General features: G+C 67.5%; 19 protein-coding genes. 14 read left to right on the top strand and 5 right to left on the bottom strand.

Annotation, left to right across the window (positions count from 1 at the left end; genetic code table 11):
* The first annotated feature begins 43 nt into the window (after positions 1 to 43).
* The 6 genes from hemA (at position 44) to ppk2 (ending at position 5,329) form a co-directional block, all read left to right on the top strand.
* Positions 44 to 1,366 carry a glutamyl-tRNA reductase gene (gene hemA / locus D0Y53_RS11200; protein WP_117203405.1) on the top strand — a complete coding sequence of 441 codons (1,323 nt, stop codon included), beginning with the start codon at positions 44 to 46 and terminating at the stop codon, positions 1,364 to 1,366.
* A gap of 67 nt (positions 1,367 to 1,433) precedes the next feature.
* Positions 1,434 to 2,516: a peptide chain release factor 1 gene (prfA, locus tag D0Y53_RS11205; protein ID WP_117203406.1), complete on the top strand. Its 1,083-nt coding sequence runs from the start codon at positions 1,434 to 1,436 to the stop codon at positions 2,514 to 2,516.
* 486 nt (positions 2,517 to 3,002) lie between these two features.
* Entirely contained in the window at positions 3,003 to 3,449 is a 447-nt protein-coding gene (locus tag D0Y53_RS11210; RefSeq protein WP_117203407.1) for a GNAT family N-acetyltransferase, read from the top strand.
* 177 nt (positions 3,450 to 3,626) lie between these two features.
* The gene (gene moaB / locus D0Y53_RS11215) at positions 3,627 to 4,145 is read left to right on the top strand and encodes a molybdenum cofactor biosynthesis protein B (protein ID WP_117203408.1); all 519 of its coding nucleotides are present in this window, start codon (positions 3,627 to 3,629) and stop codon (positions 4,143 to 4,145) included.
* A gap of 3 nt (positions 4,146 to 4,148) precedes the next feature.
* The gene (locus tag D0Y53_RS11220) at positions 4,149 to 4,553 is read left to right on the top strand and encodes a helix-turn-helix domain-containing protein (protein ID WP_233511762.1); all 405 of its coding nucleotides are present in this window, start codon (positions 4,149 to 4,151) and stop codon (positions 4,551 to 4,553) included.
* Positions 4,553 to 5,329 carry a polyphosphate kinase 2 gene (ppk2, locus tag D0Y53_RS11225; RefSeq protein ID WP_117203409.1) on the top strand — a complete coding sequence of 259 codons (777 nt, stop codon included), beginning with the start codon at positions 4,553 to 4,555 and terminating at the stop codon, positions 5,327 to 5,329. Before D0Y53_RS11220 ends, ppk2 begins: the two co-directional genes overlap by 1 nt.
* 62 nt (positions 5,330 to 5,391) lie before the next feature.
* Here ppk2 and D0Y53_RS11230 read toward each other — a convergent pair whose 3' ends face one another.
* On the bottom strand, positions 5,392 to 6,243 hold the full coding sequence (locus tag D0Y53_RS11230) for an ImmA/IrrE family metallo-endopeptidase (RefSeq protein WP_117203410.1): 852 nt from the start codon (positions 6,241 to 6,243) through the stop codon (positions 5,392 to 5,394).
* Positions 6,236 to 6,622 carry a helix-turn-helix domain-containing protein gene (locus D0Y53_RS11235; protein ID WP_233511763.1) on the bottom strand — a complete coding sequence of 129 codons (387 nt, stop codon included), beginning with the start codon at positions 6,620 to 6,622 and terminating at the stop codon, positions 6,236 to 6,238. The genes D0Y53_RS11230 and D0Y53_RS11235 overlap by 8 nt, the downstream gene beginning before the upstream one ends.
* A gap of 214 nt (positions 6,623 to 6,836) precedes the next feature.
* Here D0Y53_RS11235 and D0Y53_RS11240 point away from each other — a divergent pair, with 214 nt between their 5' ends.
* From D0Y53_RS11240 to D0Y53_RS11260, 5 genes are all read left to right on the top strand, one after another.
* Complete coding sequence (locus D0Y53_RS11240) at positions 6,837 to 7,178, top strand: multiubiquitin domain-containing protein (RefSeq protein ID WP_117203411.1); 342 nt, start codon at positions 6,837 to 6,839, stop codon at positions 7,176 to 7,178.
* 4 nt (positions 7,179 to 7,182) lie between these two features.
* Complete coding sequence (locus tag D0Y53_RS11245; RefSeq protein ID WP_117203412.1) at positions 7,183 to 7,584, top strand: E2/UBC family protein; 402 nt, start codon at positions 7,183 to 7,185, stop codon at positions 7,582 to 7,584.
* Entirely contained in the window at positions 7,584 to 8,981 is a 1,398-nt protein-coding gene (locus tag D0Y53_RS11250) for a ThiF family adenylyltransferase (RefSeq protein WP_158550648.1), read from the top strand. The genes D0Y53_RS11245 and D0Y53_RS11250 overlap by 1 nt, the downstream gene beginning before the upstream one ends.
* A 4-nt stretch (positions 8,982 to 8,985) precedes the next feature.
* Positions 8,986 to 9,348: a ubiquitination-like system serine protease family protein gene (locus D0Y53_RS13325; RefSeq protein ID WP_465252458.1), complete on the top strand. Its 363-nt coding sequence runs from the start codon at positions 8,986 to 8,988 to the stop codon at positions 9,346 to 9,348.
* 89 nt (positions 9,349 to 9,437) lie between these two features.
* Entirely contained in the window at positions 9,438 to 9,902 is a 465-nt protein-coding gene (locus tag D0Y53_RS11260) for a hypothetical protein (protein WP_117203415.1), read from the top strand.
* A gap of 68 nt (positions 9,903 to 9,970) precedes the next feature.
* Here the strand turns inward: D0Y53_RS11260 and yccX are convergent, their stop codons facing one another.
* The 3 genes from yccX to D0Y53_RS11275 are packed head-to-tail and all read right to left on the bottom strand — an operon-like array spanning position 9,971 to position 12,128.
* Entirely contained in the window at positions 9,971 to 10,243 is a 273-nt protein-coding gene (yccX, locus tag D0Y53_RS11265; RefSeq protein WP_117203416.1) for an acylphosphatase, read from the bottom strand.
* A 32-nt stretch (positions 10,244 to 10,275) separates the two neighbouring features.
* Positions 10,276 to 10,854, bottom strand: a complete 579-nt coding sequence (locus tag D0Y53_RS11270; RefSeq protein WP_117203417.1) for a TlpA family protein disulfide reductase — start codon at positions 10,852 to 10,854, stop codon at positions 10,276 to 10,278.
* The gene (locus tag D0Y53_RS11275) at positions 10,851 to 12,128 is read right to left on the bottom strand and encodes a YihY family inner membrane protein (RefSeq protein ID WP_117203418.1); all 1,278 of its coding nucleotides are present in this window, start codon (positions 12,126 to 12,128) and stop codon (positions 10,851 to 10,853) included. The genes D0Y53_RS11270 and D0Y53_RS11275 overlap by 4 nt, the downstream gene beginning before the upstream one ends.
* 71 nt (positions 12,129 to 12,199) lie before the next feature.
* Here D0Y53_RS11275 and wrbA point away from each other — a divergent pair, with 71 nt between their 5' ends.
* The 3 genes from wrbA (at position 12,200) to D0Y53_RS11290 (ending at position 13,722) form a co-directional block, all read left to right on the top strand.
* On the top strand, positions 12,200 to 12,793 hold the full coding sequence (gene wrbA, locus D0Y53_RS11280) for an NAD(P)H:quinone oxidoreductase (protein WP_117203427.1): 594 nt from the start codon (positions 12,200 to 12,202) through the stop codon (positions 12,791 to 12,793).
* Positions 12,790 to 13,122, top strand: a complete 333-nt coding sequence (locus D0Y53_RS11285; RefSeq protein ID WP_117203419.1) for a DUF2069 domain-containing protein — start codon at positions 12,790 to 12,792, stop codon at positions 13,120 to 13,122. Before wrbA ends, D0Y53_RS11285 begins: the two co-directional genes overlap by 4 nt.
* Before the next feature lie 111 nt (positions 13,123 to 13,233).
* Entirely contained in the window at positions 13,234 to 13,722 is a 489-nt protein-coding gene (locus D0Y53_RS11290; RefSeq protein ID WP_117203420.1) for an asparaginase domain-containing protein, read from the top strand.
* The last annotated feature ends 330 nt before the right edge of the window (positions 13,723 to 14,052 follow it).

Here is a 14,052-nt window from a genome sequence, read left to right on the forward strand (position 1 = left end):
GCGCGCAGCTTAGCGCACGCACCTGAACGGACCCGTCCACCGGATGACCCTGCTGGCCATCGGCCTCAACCACCAGACCGCGCCGGTCAGCCTGCGCGAACGGGTGGCGTTTGCCGATCACAGCCTGCCCGGCGCGCTGGCCACCTTGCGCACCCTGCCGTCGGTGCGCGAGGTCGCGTTGCTGTCCACCTGCAACCGCACCGAGCTCTACGCCGTGGCCGACGACGACGGCCACGTGCTGGTCGACTGGCTCGCCAGCCATCCCGACACCGGCGCCGACCTGCGCGCCTACCTTTACCGGCACCAGGATGCGGCCGCGGTCCGGCACCTGTTCCGGGTCGCCACCGGGCTGGATTCGCTGGTGCTGGGCGAGCCGCAGATCCTCGGCCAGGTCAAGCACGCCTGGACCACCGCGCGCCACGCCGGCACCCTCGGCGGCCAGCTCGACCGCCTGTTCCAGCAGGCCTTCGCCGCCGCCAAGCGCGCGCGCACCGATACCCGCATCGGCGCCAACCCGGTTTCCGTGGCGTCCACCGCGGTACGCCTGGCGCAGGCCTCCTTCGCCCGCCCGGCCGATGCCGCGGTGCTGCTGGTCGGCGCCGGCGAGACCATCGAGCTGGTCGCGCGCCATCTCACCCAGTCGCAGGTCAAGCGCCTGCTGGTCGCCAACCGCACCCTCGCCCACGCCCAGGACCTGGCCACGCGCCACGGCGGCTTCGCCCTGCCGCTGGCCGAACTGGACCGCCACCTGGGCGAGGTCGACATCGTGTTTTCCGCCACCGCCAGCCGCGAGCCGGTGGTGACGCGCGGCCAGGTCGCCGCCGCGCTGGCGCAACGCAAGCACCGGCCGATGCTGCTGCTGGACCTGGCGGTGCCGCGCGACATCGAGTCCGACGTTGCCACCTTGCCGGACGTGTTCCTGTACACCATCGACGACCTGGAACGCGCGATCGAGGCCAACCGCCGCGGTCGCCGCGAAGCCGCCGACGCGGCCGAAGCGATCGTCGAGCTGCAGGTGGCGCGCTACGTCGAAACGCTGGCCGCCAGCGGCCGGGTGGAGCCGCTCAAGCGCCTGCGCGCGCACGGCGACAGCGTCCGCGCCGCGGTGCTGGCCAAGGCCGAGCAGCAGCTGCAGGCCGGGCACGATCCGCACGAAGTGCTGACGTTCCTCGCCCACACCCTGACCAACCGCCTGCTGCACGCGCCGACGGCGGCGCTGCGCCAGGCCGCGCTGGAGGGCGATCACGAACTCGCGCGCGCCAGCGAGAAGCTGTTCCCGCAGGTCCCGGAACCGGGGATTGAGGATGCGGAATCGGGCGACGCGGCATCGCCGGCGTCGTCCGCGGATCGCGACGCAGAGCGTTAGCGCGCCACCGGCCGGCCGTGCGCCATCGCGATCCCCCGATTCCCCGTCCCCCCTCCAAGCCCTGTCCATGCTCCCCAGCCTGCGTCGCAAACTCCAAGCCCTGGCCGAGCGCCGCGAGGAACTCGAACGCCTGCTCGCCGACCCCGGCGTGATCGGCGATGCCGAACGCTTCCGCACGCTGTCGCGCGAGTTCGCGCAACTGCAACCGGTGGCCGACGCGCTGGCCGCCGAAGCGCAGGCGCAGCGCGACCTCGCCGCCGCGCAGGCGCTGCGCGCGGACCCGGAGCTGGGCGCGCTGGCGGAGGAGGAAATCTCCGCCGCCACCCAGCGCCTGGCCGACCTTGACACCGAGCTGATGGCACAGCTGGTGCCCAGGGACCCGCGCGACGAAGGCAACCTGTACCTGGAGGTGCGCGCCGGCACCGGCGGCGACGAGGCCGCGATCTTCGCCGGCGACCTGTTCCGCATGTACGCGCGCTACGCCGAGCGCCAGGGCTGGAAGGTGGACGTCGAGTCCGCCCATCCGGGCGAGCACGGCGGCTACAAGGAGATCGTCGCCCGCATCGAGGGCCGCGGCGCGTACTCGAAGCTGAAGTTCGAATCCGGCACCCACCGCGTGCAGCGCGTGCCGCAGACCGAATCGCAGGGCCGCATCCACACCTCGGCCGCGACCGTGGCGATCATCGCCGAGGACACCAGCGAGGTCGCCATCGAGATCAACCCGGCCGACCTGAAGATCGACACCTTCCGCTCCTCCGGCGCCGGCGGCCAGCACGTCAACAAGACCGACTCGGCGATCCGCATCACCCACCTGCCCAGCGGCGTGGTGGTCGAGAACCAGACCGAGCGCAGCCAGCACGCCAACCGCGACAAGGCGATGAAGCGGCTCAAGGCGATGCTGGTGGAGGCCGAGCTGGACAAGCGCAGCGCCGCGCAGGCGCAGGACCGCAAGCTGCAGGTCGGCAGCGGCGACCGCAGCCAGCGCATCCGCACCTACAACTACCCGCAGGGCCGGATCACCGACCACCGCGTCGACGGCCTGACCCTGTACGACCTGCCCAACGTGCTGGAGGGCAACCTCGACGCGCTGGTGGAGCGCCTGTCCCGCGAACACCAGGCCGACGCGCTGGCGCAGCTCGGCAGGGAGTAACCGGACCTCCGGCTGCCGGTATCGATCCCCTCTTCCTGCCTGCGGAAGAAATGGACGGATCGCCGGCTGCCCGCATCGCCCCCCTTCTCCCCGCCTGCGGGGAGAAGGTACCCGCAGGGCGGAAGAAATGGGCGGATCACCGGCTGTCCGCCTCGCCCCCCCCTTCTCCCCGCCTGCGGAAGAAATGGACGGATCGCCGGCTGCCCGCCTCGCCCCCTTCTCCCCGCCTGCGGGGAGAAGGTGCCCGCAGGGCGGATGAGGGGCCGGCGGAGCCCGTCCATCGCAGTTGCCGTCGAGGCATCGAGCGCGGGAAACCCCTCGGTCTGCCGCACCAGGCGCCATCGCCGCCGCTGACACATCGCGGGCGCCGGGCTGCCCCTCACCCGCCTTCGGCACCCTCTCCCCGTACACGGGGAGAGGGAAACACTTCCGCCCCATGTGCGGGTGGGGGGAGGGAATCGCTTCGCTTCCGCATAGACTCGCGCCATGGACACGTCAATCCGCCGCGCCGGCCCCCGCGATCTCGACGCACTCGCCGCGCTGTTCGACGCCTACCGCCGCTTCTACGGGCAACCGGCCGATCTGGCGCGGGCGCGCGACTGGCTGCGGGCACGCATGCGCTTCGGCGAGTCGGTGGTGCTGATCGCCGAACGCGACGGCGCGACCGCCGGGTTCGTCCAGCTGTACCCGATGTACTCCTCGGTCCGCACCGCGCGCACCTGGATCCTCAACGACCTGTTCGTCGCCGACGCGGCCCGCCGCCGCGGCGTGGCCCGGGCCTTGCTGGATGCCGCCGTGCAGTACGCGCGCGAGGACGGCGCCGCCGGCATCAGCCTGGAAACCACCCGCGACAACGCCGCCGCGCGGGCGCTGTACCGCGCGGCGGGCTGGCACGAGGACGCCACCCAGTGGTATTCGCTGGCGCTGGACTGAGCGCCGCACCGCGACCCGCCCCAGGCCGCCACCCGCCCCGCACGGCGGCGGGCGCACGCCGCGCTGGACTGACCGCCGCGCCGCGGTCCGCTGCAGGCCGAAAGCCGCCCCGCGCGGCCGCACGCGCACCCCGCCCCGTCGCGTGCGGCAGGCCGGGCCCCGCCCTACACTGCGCGCATGAGCGCCCATCGCGATTTCATCCCCCTGTCCCTGTGCGTGCTGACCGTCTCGGACTCGCGCACCCTGGCCGAGGACAGCTCCGGCGACTACCTCGTCGCCGCGATGGCCGCCGCCGGCCACCGCCTGCATGCCCGCGACCTGCTGCCCGACGACCGCTACCGCCTGCGCGCGGTGGTCTCGGCGTGGATCGCCGACGCCGCCGTCGACGGCATCCTGGTCACGGGCGGCACCGGCTTCACCGGCCGCGATTCCACGCCCGAGGCGCTGCGGCCGCTGCTGGACAAGGACATGCCCGGGTTCGGGGAACTGTTCCGCGCGCTGAGCTACGAGGAGATCGGCACCTCGTCGCTGCAGTCGCGCGCCTTCGCCGGGCTCGCCAACGGCACCTTCGTGTTCGCCCTGCCCGGCTCGACCTCGGCCTGCCGCACGGCCTGGGAGAAGATCATCCACGCCCAGCTCGACGCCCGCACCGGCCCCTGCAACCTGGTCAACCTGCGGCCGCGACTGAAGGAGTGAACGATGGCGCTCGACTCCACCTTGCGCTTGTTGACCAAGGCCAGCGGCCTGAGCATCACCGACCTGGCCACCGCGATCCCGCGCGCCGGCGTCAACACCGTGTCGGCCTGGCTGCGCGGCGACAAGACCCCCGGGCGCGACCAGCTCGACGCGCTGGCCAAGGCCTTCGGCATGCCCGCCGGCGCACTGCTGGCGGAACTGGCCGACGCCCTCGACCCGGCGCGCACGCAAGGCGAGCACGAGCTGCTGGCCGCCTATCGCCTGCTCGACACCCGGCAGCAGGACGCGCTGCTGGAAGTGGCGCGCGGCCTGGCCGGCAACGCGCGCCCGCGGCCGCGGCCCAGGCCGCGCCCCGCCCAACCCCGCGCCGCCACATCGCGCCCCGCAAAGTCGCGCCCCGCCAAGTAATGCAGGCGCTCAAGCGCAAGGCCTACGCACAGGCGCTGCGCCCGCTGCAGGAGGAACTGGCGGCGCTGGCGCGCTGGGTGCGGCACGGCGGGCGCCGCATCGTGGTCGTGTTCGAAGGCCGCGACACCGCCGGCAAGGGCGGCGCAATCGACGCCATCCGCGCCCACCTCAACCCGCGCCAGTGCCGCGTCGTCGCCTTGCCCAAACCCACCGAGCGCGAAGCCTCGCAGTGGTATTTCCAGCGCTACGTGCCGCACCTGCCCGCCGCCGGCGAGATCGTGCTGCTGGACCGCAGCTGGTACAACCGCGCCGGCGTCGAGCAGGTGATGGGCTTCGCCAGCGAGGCCCAGGTCCAGGCCTTCCTGCAGCAGGCGCCGGCGTTCGAAAAGCTGCTGGTCGACGACGGCATCGTCCTGTTCAAGTACTGGCTGTGCTGCGACCAGGCGCAGCAGGAGCAGCGCTTCGCCGAGCGCCTGGCCGACCCGCTCAAGCGCTGGAAACTGTCGCCGGTGGACCTCAAGGCGCGCGAGAAATACGCCGACTACACCCGGGCGCGCGAAGCGATGCTCGCGGCCACGCACACCGCATACGCGCCATGGACCCTGGTCGACTTCAACGACCAGAAACGCGGCCGCCTGACCCTGATCCGCAACCTGCTCGACCGCCTGCCCGACACCCGCGTGCCACCGGACGCGGTCGCCTTTACCCCGCTCCCCGAGGCCCCGCTGCGCGAACGCTACGGCGTGTTGCAGCCGATACCTTTAATAGGTGTTTGAAGAGGATTTCGGTCAATAGCGTTCGCTAGTTGCTTGACCGTTTGCCGTCATAGTTCAATACCCTAGCGCTTGCTTGGCCAAGGAAGGTACCCGTCCAGTTCCTTCAGGCCTTCGTCATCCTCTTGCCGAGAGTAGATGCTGGACTCGGCCTTCTCGGGCATATCCTCAATGTCCAGGCGCAAGAGTGTCAGCATCTGATCCCTTGAAGCATTATAAATCGCGTCCTCAAGCACGACGCCACCCTCGACATCGTCGAACCACTCATCGGCATCGAGTTCGATTGGACCCGCACTAGTTGCTTCTTTACGCAACGCTGCGGACAAGGATCGATCCGGCAACATGATGCCAGATGGCACCCAGAGCTTCGCGTCCCGCAAGGGAGAGGAGCGAAACACGTATTTAATTTTCCCCCCTTGCGAGACGACAAACGCGCAGGGCTCAGAAGAGAACGCAACCATACGCGAGCCCGTCGCGAACAGCGATGCATTGAATTGCTCCGCCAAGTCCGTCATGGACTGCGCATCAATCTCGCGCTTGAGAAGCGCTGGCCTGAACAGCGACACAGGGAGCAATAGCTCTGCTGCAAAGATGTCGCAGCAAATCTCGTTGGGTGGCCTACGCTCGTAGCTCCATGAAGGATCATCATGTTCTGACTCGAGCTCAAGGACCACATGCCCGATCTCATGGCAGATCGTGAAGCGTTGGCGTCGCTCAGAATCATTGCCGTTGACGACAATCGTATGACGGCCCTTTGCCGTCATCGTATATCCAGCCTCTCCTTCGGCGAGATCGTCATCTGCGGTGACCTTAGCGCCGATGTGAGCAAGATACGGCTCAAGAGGAACCGGGGCTGACGCCAGCGTCACTGACTGGACGAATTTTCGGGCACGCTGCTCTGCTGTGAAGTCATCCATCGTCTGCGTCGATTACCCTTTGGGCGCGCTCGATCAAGACCCGCGGTTCGGGCCTGGTGGCTCCGCGATGACGGACGCCATAGGCCACCTCGAAAGTCTCGATCGGAATCGAGGGATTCTCAAGCACGTACCGGACCAACGCTGCGTCCCCGCAAGGATGATCCAACAGATACGCCAGCATCTCAGCATCCCGGTCCGATGGCTTCAAGACCCGGGTGAGTCGCTCCAAGACCTCGGCCGAAGGGGACTCCTTCTGCCCTGTTTCCAAGCGGTGGATATAGGCGTGATCCACGTCGGCTAACAGGCCAGCTTCACGCAACGATAGTTCCCGGCGTTCCCGGCAAAACCGCAGAGCCTCTCCCAGGGGGGGTAACGGCACGATGCCTCCTTGACAGGTGGGATTTATTGTTCTAGCGTGTTGTCCAGCCAGACAACAGCTGCTCTTCTAGCCATATCCCGTAGGGGCTAGGAGAGCCTTCAATACTACCACCGCTGTTGTCTGTATAGACACCATAACGGCAGGAAAAAGAAAGAAAGTGTGACGCAGAGCGTGCGACGGAATCGTCACAAACTGTGCCGAAAGGAGAACAAAAATGAGCAACAACCAAAAGCACGACGACGCTGTAGCTTCCGATGACCAGGTACTCGACGAGATCATCGATCTCGCCGACTACGCCAGCCGGGGCGCGAAGCCCCCCAAGGCCAAGGGGTACCGGATTCGCGTGAACCGGGATTCTTTTGTCTTCGAGACCGCTAACCCGACCCGGGAGCAGATCCTCGAGAAGGCTGGCTTGGTCCCGGTGGGCCTGTGGACCTTGCGCCTGAAACTGCATGGGGGTGCGTTCGACCGGATCGAGCCGGGTGAACATGTCGATTTGACTCGTCCCGGTGTCGAAAAGTTCAAGGCCCTGCCGAACGACCAGACTGAGGGCTGAGCCAATGGATCTTCGGCGCGAGTTCGATCTTCCCCCCGACGATATCGCCTTCCTGGACGGCTACGGCCGTCCGTGGGAGACCACAGTCGACGGCAGCCAATGGGTCCTAATCCACGACTTCAGTACGCAGCGCGATGGCTATACATCGGCAACGGTGACCATCGCCATCCGCCTCGAAACCGGTTACCCCCTGACGGCCTTGGACATGGTCTACGTGGATCCCCCGATGGCGCGTCGCGACGGACAGCCGATCCGGGCCACGGATGCGATGCAATCCATTCATGGCACGCCCTACCAGCGCTGGTCGAGGCACTACACCGCCACCAACCCGTGGATTGCAGGCGTAGATGGACTTGAACGGCATGTGTTGTCCATCGAGGAATGGTTCCGCAGGGAGATCCCGTAATGCGAGTAACCCTGACCTTGACCGAGCAGCACCACCTGCAGCTCCAACAGCATCTGTTCCCCGGCGACGGCAAGGAGGCCGCTGCGATCCTGCTTTGCGGTCGAGCCATGGGTGCGCACTCCCACCGCCTGCTCGTTCGCGAAGTCCATGCGATCCCCTATTCGGAGTGCTCAGTGCGCACTCCCGTGCAACTCAGGTGGGGAACCGACTTCATCGTGCCGCTTCTGGACCGTTCTGCGCGCGAGGGATGGACGATGGTGAAGGTGCACAGTCACCCGACCGGGATCCCCGAATTTTCAGAAGCCGATACGATTGGCGACCTGCGGCTTCTGCCGGCTATACACGACTGGGTCGAGGCATACGATCGGCTACATGGAAGCGTAGTGATGTTGCCAAACGGAGAAATGTTCGGCCGCTACATCAACCAACGCGAGGTCTTCACTTTCTTCGATGCCATCCAGTGCGTGGGCGAGGATCTGCGACGCTGGGCTACCGGTGCCGTACTGGGCGAATCCGCGGCGTCGCACGCTGCGGTCTTTGGCGAAGAAACTTTCCGTTTGTTCGGTGACATGTCGATCGCCGTTATCGGATGTTCCGGGACGGGCGCCCCTCTAATCGAACAGATTGCGCGCCTTGCACCGCGGGAACTCGTCCTAGTGGACGATGACGTCGTTGAGAAGCGCAACCTCAATCGCATACCGAATGCCAGGAAGAAGGATGCGGAAGCCAAGCGCCGCAAGGTGGATGTCTTGGCCGATGCAATTCGGCGCATGGGCCTTGGAACAACGATCCGCGTGGTCTCCAAGAATCTATGGGACGCAGATGCTGTTCGTGCGGTTGCCGAGTGCGACGTCGCGTTTGGTTGCATGGATAGCATCGACGGCCGCTTCCTTCTCAACCTGCTTACAACTGACTACATCATTCCGTACATCGATGTTGGCGTTCGCCTTGTTGCGAGCGAAAAGGACGGCAGTATTCAGGCGGCGTGCGGAAGCATTCACTACCTGCAGCCGGGCGGGTCGAGCCTTTTGAGTCGCGGGCTTTTCACGCTGGAAGACGTGAGGGCCGCAGGACTTCGACGAAACGATCCTACTGCCCATGCTCAACAGGTAAAGGACGGCTATATCCGCGGCGCCCCAACGTCCCGGCCAGCGGTGATTAGCATCAACTTTCAGTTGGCCGCTATGGCAGTGACCGAACTGCTCGCTCGGCTCCATCCATTTCGCGACTCACCCAACCGCACCTACGAACACCTGCAGCTGGATCTGGCTGATATGACCATCCTTCATGAACAGCATGGCCAAGCCTGCCCAATTTTGAAGGGCCGAGTCGGCTTGGGAGATCGGAACCCGTTGCTCGGGTTGCCTGAGCTTTCAGACCGGGTGAAGCATGACTAACTTCATGAGGAACTTGATCCACCGGTTCCGTAACGTGGTTCGGCCTCGCTTTAGGATCATTGAGGTCGAGGACGATTTCCCAGAAATGATGGAAAGCAGGGCGCTCTACGTGCTGTCGGAGGATGGAGATACTTGGGCCGCCGCGATGGTCTGTCCCTGTGGGTGCCGAACGGTTCTGCATCTGAACCTGATCGCAGATCAGCGTCCGTGTTGGTATCTGAACCGCCAAGGCGGGGGTTCCCTGACCCCGTCCGTCTGGCGCCGGGACAACTGCGGCGCGCACTTCTGGTTCCGGGGGGGGCGCGTCTACTGGACTCCAGATCAGCCACATACCCTCATGCGCGACCTGAGGCTTTGGCGGGGCTAGGCGATCGTTGGGTCTGTCAGATGGAGGCGCTGGCGTTTATCGTTGCTGAGCGGGACGTGCGACTCAGGCAGGCGTAGGGGAAACCAACGATGGAACACAACTTTGAAAGGTTGAAAGCCCATATCCTCCAACTGTCACAGTCCGACCGCTTCGAGGTGGCTCGCACAGAATGGGAGCTTGTCGGCGTCGAAGTCACGGAGGAGTTCGACAACTGCCCTTGTGGCCAGGAAATCAAAGAGCACTGCTACATAACAAATCGCATTACCGGTGAATCAACGTATGTCGGTAATGTTTGTATCAATAGATTCATTGGCATTGATACAGGAAACTTGTTCGATGGCCTGAAGCGCATCGCCAAAGACCCGTATGCGAATGCAAACCTCGACGTAATAGAGCACGGACGCAAGCTCGGCTTTATCTATGATTCCGAATACGGCTTCCTTGTAGAAACTCGCCGAAAGCGCAAACTCTCGCCTAAACAGCTCGAGTGGAAACGCAAGATCAATCGTCGGATTATTCAACAGATATCCGTCCAGCGCCGCACGCGACGCTGAAAGTTGATGACCTTTCGACACCGAAACATGTCATAGAGAATGACTGCTTTGGGTCGAAAGCAGCTTCACTAACCCACCTCGAACCCTCGCACCGCACCATCCCTATCCGCCTCATGGCGCTCGACCGCATCCACCCGCGCCAGCGGCGGGCCGTGTTGCAGCCATTGCGCCAGGGCGTCGAGCGCCGCGGCGTCGCCGGTGGCCAGCACTTCGACGCGGCCGTCGGGCAGGTTGCGGGCGTAGCCGCGCAGGCCCAGGCGCAGCGCGGCGTCGTGGGTGCTGGCGCGGAAGCACACGCCCTGCACCTTGCCGCTGATCAGGAAACGCGCGCTGCGGTCCATGGCCACATGCCTGCGTGGTTCGGCGCGCCCGCTCAGCCCGCCTGCGGGCCGCCGGCGGCGGCGATCGCCGCGTCGATGTCGGCGGCGGTCACCGGGCCGAGGAAGTGCCTGGCGATGCTGCCGTCGGGCGCGATCAAATAGGTCGTGGGCAGGCCGCGCGGGGTGGCGAAATCCTTCGGCGGGTCGTAGACGTCGATGATCGCCACCGGATACACCACCGGGTGCTTGCGCAGGAAGGCCTGCAACTCGGCCGGTTCGATCTCCTCGTAGGCCAGGCCGATCACCTCGACGTGCTCGCGCATCGCGTCCAGCGCCGAGAGTTCCGGCATCTCCTTCAGGCACGGCCCGCACCAGGTCGCCCAGAAGTTGACCACCACCCAGTTGCCGCGGTGCGCGGCCAGGTCGTAGGGCTTGCCGTCGAGCGTGGCGACCTGCAGCGTCGGCTGCTGCGGCAGCGCCGCTGCCGGTGGCACCTCCGCGGCGGGCGCTGCGGGCGCGGGCGCGGGGGCCGCGGCCGGCGGCGCGGCGGCGGGTGCGGCGGCATCGCCGGCGGGTTTGCAGGCGGCCACGGCCAGCGCGGCCACGCAGGCCAGGCACAACAGACGGTTCATGGGGATTCCTTCGACAGGTCTTCGTAGACGTTGGACACGCGGCGCTTGAGCAGTTCGCGCAGCGGCAGGCGCAGCTGGTCGAGTTCCTCGCGCGCGGCGATGCCGAGCGCGTCGTCGTGGCACGGCAGCCGCGCCTCGGCGATCGGGATGCGCAGCTGGCAGGCCTCGTACAGGTCGGCCATGCTGAGGTCGTCCAGGTCGCGCGCCAGCAGCCACTCGCCGGATTCGGCGCGGCTGACCACGCCAATGGCCGCCAGCTGCCCGAGCGACTCCTGGATCATGGCGTCCGTGAGGATCGGCTCGAGCTGCTGGATCTGGTCGCTGTGCAGGCCGCGCCCCTGGCGCCGGTACTCGGCAAAGCGGCCGAGCAGGCGCAGCAGGCCGTAAAGCTCGTAGCCCTCGGGCAGGCGCATCGCCGCCGGCTGGTAGCGGAACGCCGACATCGACGCCGCGAACGAGGCGCCCAGCAGGATCGAGACCCAGCCGAAGTAGATCCACAGCAGCAGGATCGGCGCGGCGGCGAGCTTGCCGTAGATCTTCTGGTAGGAGCCGAAACTGCCCAGGTACAGCCCCAGCCCCCAGCGCAGCAGCTCGAACAGCGCCACCGACAGCACCGCGCCGGCCACGGCGTGGCGCCACTGCACGGTGCGGTGCGGCACCATGCGGAAGATCGCCGCGAACGCCGCCAGCTCGATCGCCATCGGCGCCAGCCGCAGCATCAGCGCTTCCAGCGCGCGCCCCGGCTCGGTCTGGAACACCGCCAGCGCGAAGAACTGGGTCGACAGCGCCAGGCTGGCCGCCGCGCCCAGCGCGCCCAGCGTCAGCACCGTCCAGTACACCAGGAAGCGGCCGAACCGCGGGCGCGCGGTCTTGACCCGCCAGATGCGGTTGAAGGCGGCCTCCACGCTGGTCAGCGTGATCAGCACCGAGATCACCAGCGCGATCACGCCGACCGTGGTCAGCTGCCCGGTGTTGGCCAGGAACTCGGACAGGTATTGCTCGACCGCGCGCGCCGAGCTGGGCACGAAGTTGTCGAACACGTAGCGGGTGAGCTGCTCGCCCCACTTCTCGAACACCGGAAACCCGGACAGCACCCCGAACGCCACCATCGACAGCGGCACCAGCGCGAACACGGTGGTGTAGGACAGCGCGCCGGCGGCCTCGAACAGGCGGTCGTCGCGGAAGCGCCGCCACAGGAAACGGAAGAACGCGCTGGCGCGCGCGCGGTCGCGCAGGCGATCGCTCCAGCGGTTGATCGAGTCCAGCGGTTCCATCGGGCGAAGGGTACCGCATGCCCCGCCGCGCCGGCGGCATCGCCTATGCTTGCCGGCTACAGGAGGATGCGATGCCCGAGATTCTGGTGCTGTACTACAGCCGCGGCGGTTCGGTGGCGGCGCTGGCGCGGCAGGTGGCGCGCGGCATCGGCGAGGTCGCGGGCATGGCCGCGCGCCTGCGTACGGTGCCGCCGGTGGCCGCGACCACGCAGGTGGCGAGCGCGCCGGTGCCCGAGGACGGCGCGCCCTACGTCGAGCGCCGGGACCTGGAGGAATGCGCCGGCCTGCTGCTGGGCAGCCCGACCCGCTTCGGCAACATGGCTGCGCCGCTGAAGCACTTCATCGACGGGCTCAGTGCCGAATGGGCCAGCGGCACCCTGGTCGGCAAGCCGGCGGCGGCGTTCACTTCCACCGCCACCCTGCACGGCGGCCAGGAAGCCACGCTGCTGTCGATGCTGCTGCCGCTGCTGCACCACGGCTGCGTGATCGCGGGCATTCCGTTCACCGAGGCGGCGCTCAACACCACCCGCAGCGGCGGCACGCCCTACGGCGCCAGCCACGTCGCCGGCCCGCAGGACGACCCGCAGCCCAGCGACGAGGAAGCGCTGCTTGCCCGCGCGCTCGGCCGCCGCATCGCGCAGCTGGCCGCGAGGCTGGCGCCGTGAGCCGCGCGCGTGGCGTGCTTGGTGCTGCCCTGGTTGCGCTGGCCGCGCTGTATGCGTGGTGGTTCGGGCGCGACGGGCAGTGGGTCGCCGTGGCCGTGTTCGCGCTGCCGCCGCTGCTGTTGGCGCTGGCGGTGGCGCGCGGCCGCAATCGCGCCGGCTTCTGGGCCGGGCTGCTGGCGCTGGCGTGGTTCGCGCACGGGATCATGGTGGCGTGGACGCGGCCGCCCGAACGCGGCCTGGCGCTGGCCGCGACCGCGTTGGCGCTGGCGATCGTGTTCACCGCCAGCCTGCCCGGACTGCGCGCCCGCTTCGCGCGCAAGCGCACCTGAGCGCCGGCGCCGTCGCGCCCTTGCCGCGCCCGCTCGCCCGCCTGCGCCGCGGGCAGGCGCACCCGGGTGCGGCCGTATAATCTGCGCCCGGCAACGCGACGGAACGAGGCGATGGACGAGTTACTGGTCGTCACCACCGGCGGCACCATCGACAAGGTCTATTTCGACGACAAGTCGGACTACCAGGTCGGCGAGCCGCAGATCGGCCACATCCTGCAGGAGCTGGGGGTGGCGTTCCGCTTCAACGTGATCCCGATCCTGCGCAAGGATTCGCTGCACATCGACGCCGCCGACCGCGAGCTGCTGCGCGCCACCATCGCCGCGCAGGACGCGTGCCACGTGTTGGTGACCCACGGCACCGACAGTATGGTGGAGACGGCCAAGGTGCTGGCGAGCATCCCCGGCAAGACCATCGTCCTCACCGGTGCGCTGAATCCGGCGCGCTTCCGCGGCTCCGACGCCGAGTTCAACATCGGCACCGCGGTCGGCGCGGTGCAGTCGCTGCCGGCAGGCGTGTACATCGCCATGAACGGCCGCATCTGGAACCCGGCCAAGGTGCGCAAGAACGTCGCCGCCAACCGCTTCGAAGCAGTCGACTGAAATCCCGGCGCTGCACTCGCACGCCACCCGGCACGCCCTCTCCGCCCGCCGGCAGGGATTGCCGATGGCATGCGGAAAAAAACGCGCGGAACAATAGCGGCTCACCATCGCTAGCGCGGGAACCTTTTCGGGGGGAAGCCGGTATCGCCTGGGCGGGGACTCGCGGAGGGAGCTGGGCCCTGTCTTTGCGGGACACGCCGTGAATGCATCCTTCAGTGCGGAAGCCTCCGTGGGGGAAGCCGGCGGCCCGGCCTGTGCGGGACACGCCGTGAATACGTCCCTGTAGGCTCCTCGGCGGCATCCATGCCGCCGACGGTCCCGCACAGGCCG

Origin of the sequence: Cognatiluteimonas weifangensis, from assembly GCF_003416885.1 — a bacterium.
In the GTDB taxonomy this organism is placed as follows: Bacteria; Pseudomonadota; Gammaproteobacteria; order Xanthomonadales; family Xanthomonadaceae; genus Cognatiluteimonas; species Cognatiluteimonas weifangensis.

What these genes read in the sequence shown, in the direction of transcription:
- D0Y53_RS11250 (WP_158550648.1), top strand. Translation starts at nt 7,584, where the DNA reads ATGCGAGTAACCCTGACCTTGACCGAGCAGCACCACCTGCAGCTCCAA.
- D0Y53_RS11220 (WP_233511762.1), top strand. Translation starts at nt 4,149, where the DNA reads ATGGCGCTCGACTCCACCTTGCGCTTGTTGACCAAGGCCAGCGGCCTG.
- D0Y53_RS11230 (WP_117203410.1), bottom strand. Translation starts at nt 6,243, where the DNA reads ATGGATGACTTCACAGCAGAGCAGCGTGCCCGAAAATTCGTCCAGTCA.
- D0Y53_RS11240 (WP_117203411.1), top strand. Translation starts at nt 6,837, where the DNA reads ATGAGCAACAACCAAAAGCACGACGACGCTGTAGCTTCCGATGACCAG.
- D0Y53_RS11245 (WP_117203412.1), top strand. Translation starts at nt 7,183, where the DNA reads ATGGATCTTCGGCGCGAGTTCGATCTTCCCCCCGACGATATCGCCTTC.
- prfA (WP_117203406.1), top strand. Translation starts at nt 1,434, where the DNA reads ATGCTCCCCAGCCTGCGTCGCAAACTCCAAGCCCTGGCCGAGCGCCGC.
- yccX (WP_117203416.1), bottom strand. Translation starts at nt 10,243, where the DNA reads ATGGACCGCAGCGCGCGTTTCCTGATCAGCGGCAAGGTGCAGGGCGTG.
- D0Y53_RS13325 (WP_465252458.1), top strand. Translation starts at nt 8,986, where the DNA reads ATGAGGAACTTGATCCACCGGTTCCGTAACGTGGTTCGGCCTCGCTTT.
- wrbA (WP_117203427.1), top strand. Translation starts at nt 12,200, where the DNA reads ATGCCCGAGATTCTGGTGCTGTACTACAGCCGCGGCGGTTCGGTGGCG.
- ppk2 (WP_117203409.1), top strand. Translation starts at nt 4,553, where the DNA reads ATGCAGGCGCTCAAGCGCAAGGCCTACGCACAGGCGCTGCGCCCGCTG.
- D0Y53_RS11270 (WP_117203417.1), bottom strand. Translation starts at nt 10,854, where the DNA reads ATGAACCGTCTGTTGTGCCTGGCCTGCGTGGCCGCGCTGGCCGTGGCC.
- D0Y53_RS11275 (WP_117203418.1), bottom strand. Translation starts at nt 12,128, where the DNA reads ATGGAACCGCTGGACTCGATCAACCGCTGGAGCGATCGCCTGCGCGAC.
- moaB (WP_117203408.1), top strand. Translation starts at nt 3,627, where the DNA reads ATGAGCGCCCATCGCGATTTCATCCCCCTGTCCCTGTGCGTGCTGACC.
- D0Y53_RS11260 (WP_117203415.1), top strand. Translation starts at nt 9,438, where the DNA reads ATGGAACACAACTTTGAAAGGTTGAAAGCCCATATCCTCCAACTGTCA.
- hemA (WP_117203405.1), top strand. Translation starts at nt 44, where the DNA reads ATGACCCTGCTGGCCATCGGCCTCAACCACCAGACCGCGCCGGTCAGC.
- D0Y53_RS11210 (WP_117203407.1), top strand. Translation starts at nt 3,003, where the DNA reads ATGGACACGTCAATCCGCCGCGCCGGCCCCCGCGATCTCGACGCACTC.
- D0Y53_RS11290 (WP_117203420.1), top strand. Translation starts at nt 13,234, where the DNA reads ATGGACGAGTTACTGGTCGTCACCACCGGCGGCACCATCGACAAGGTC.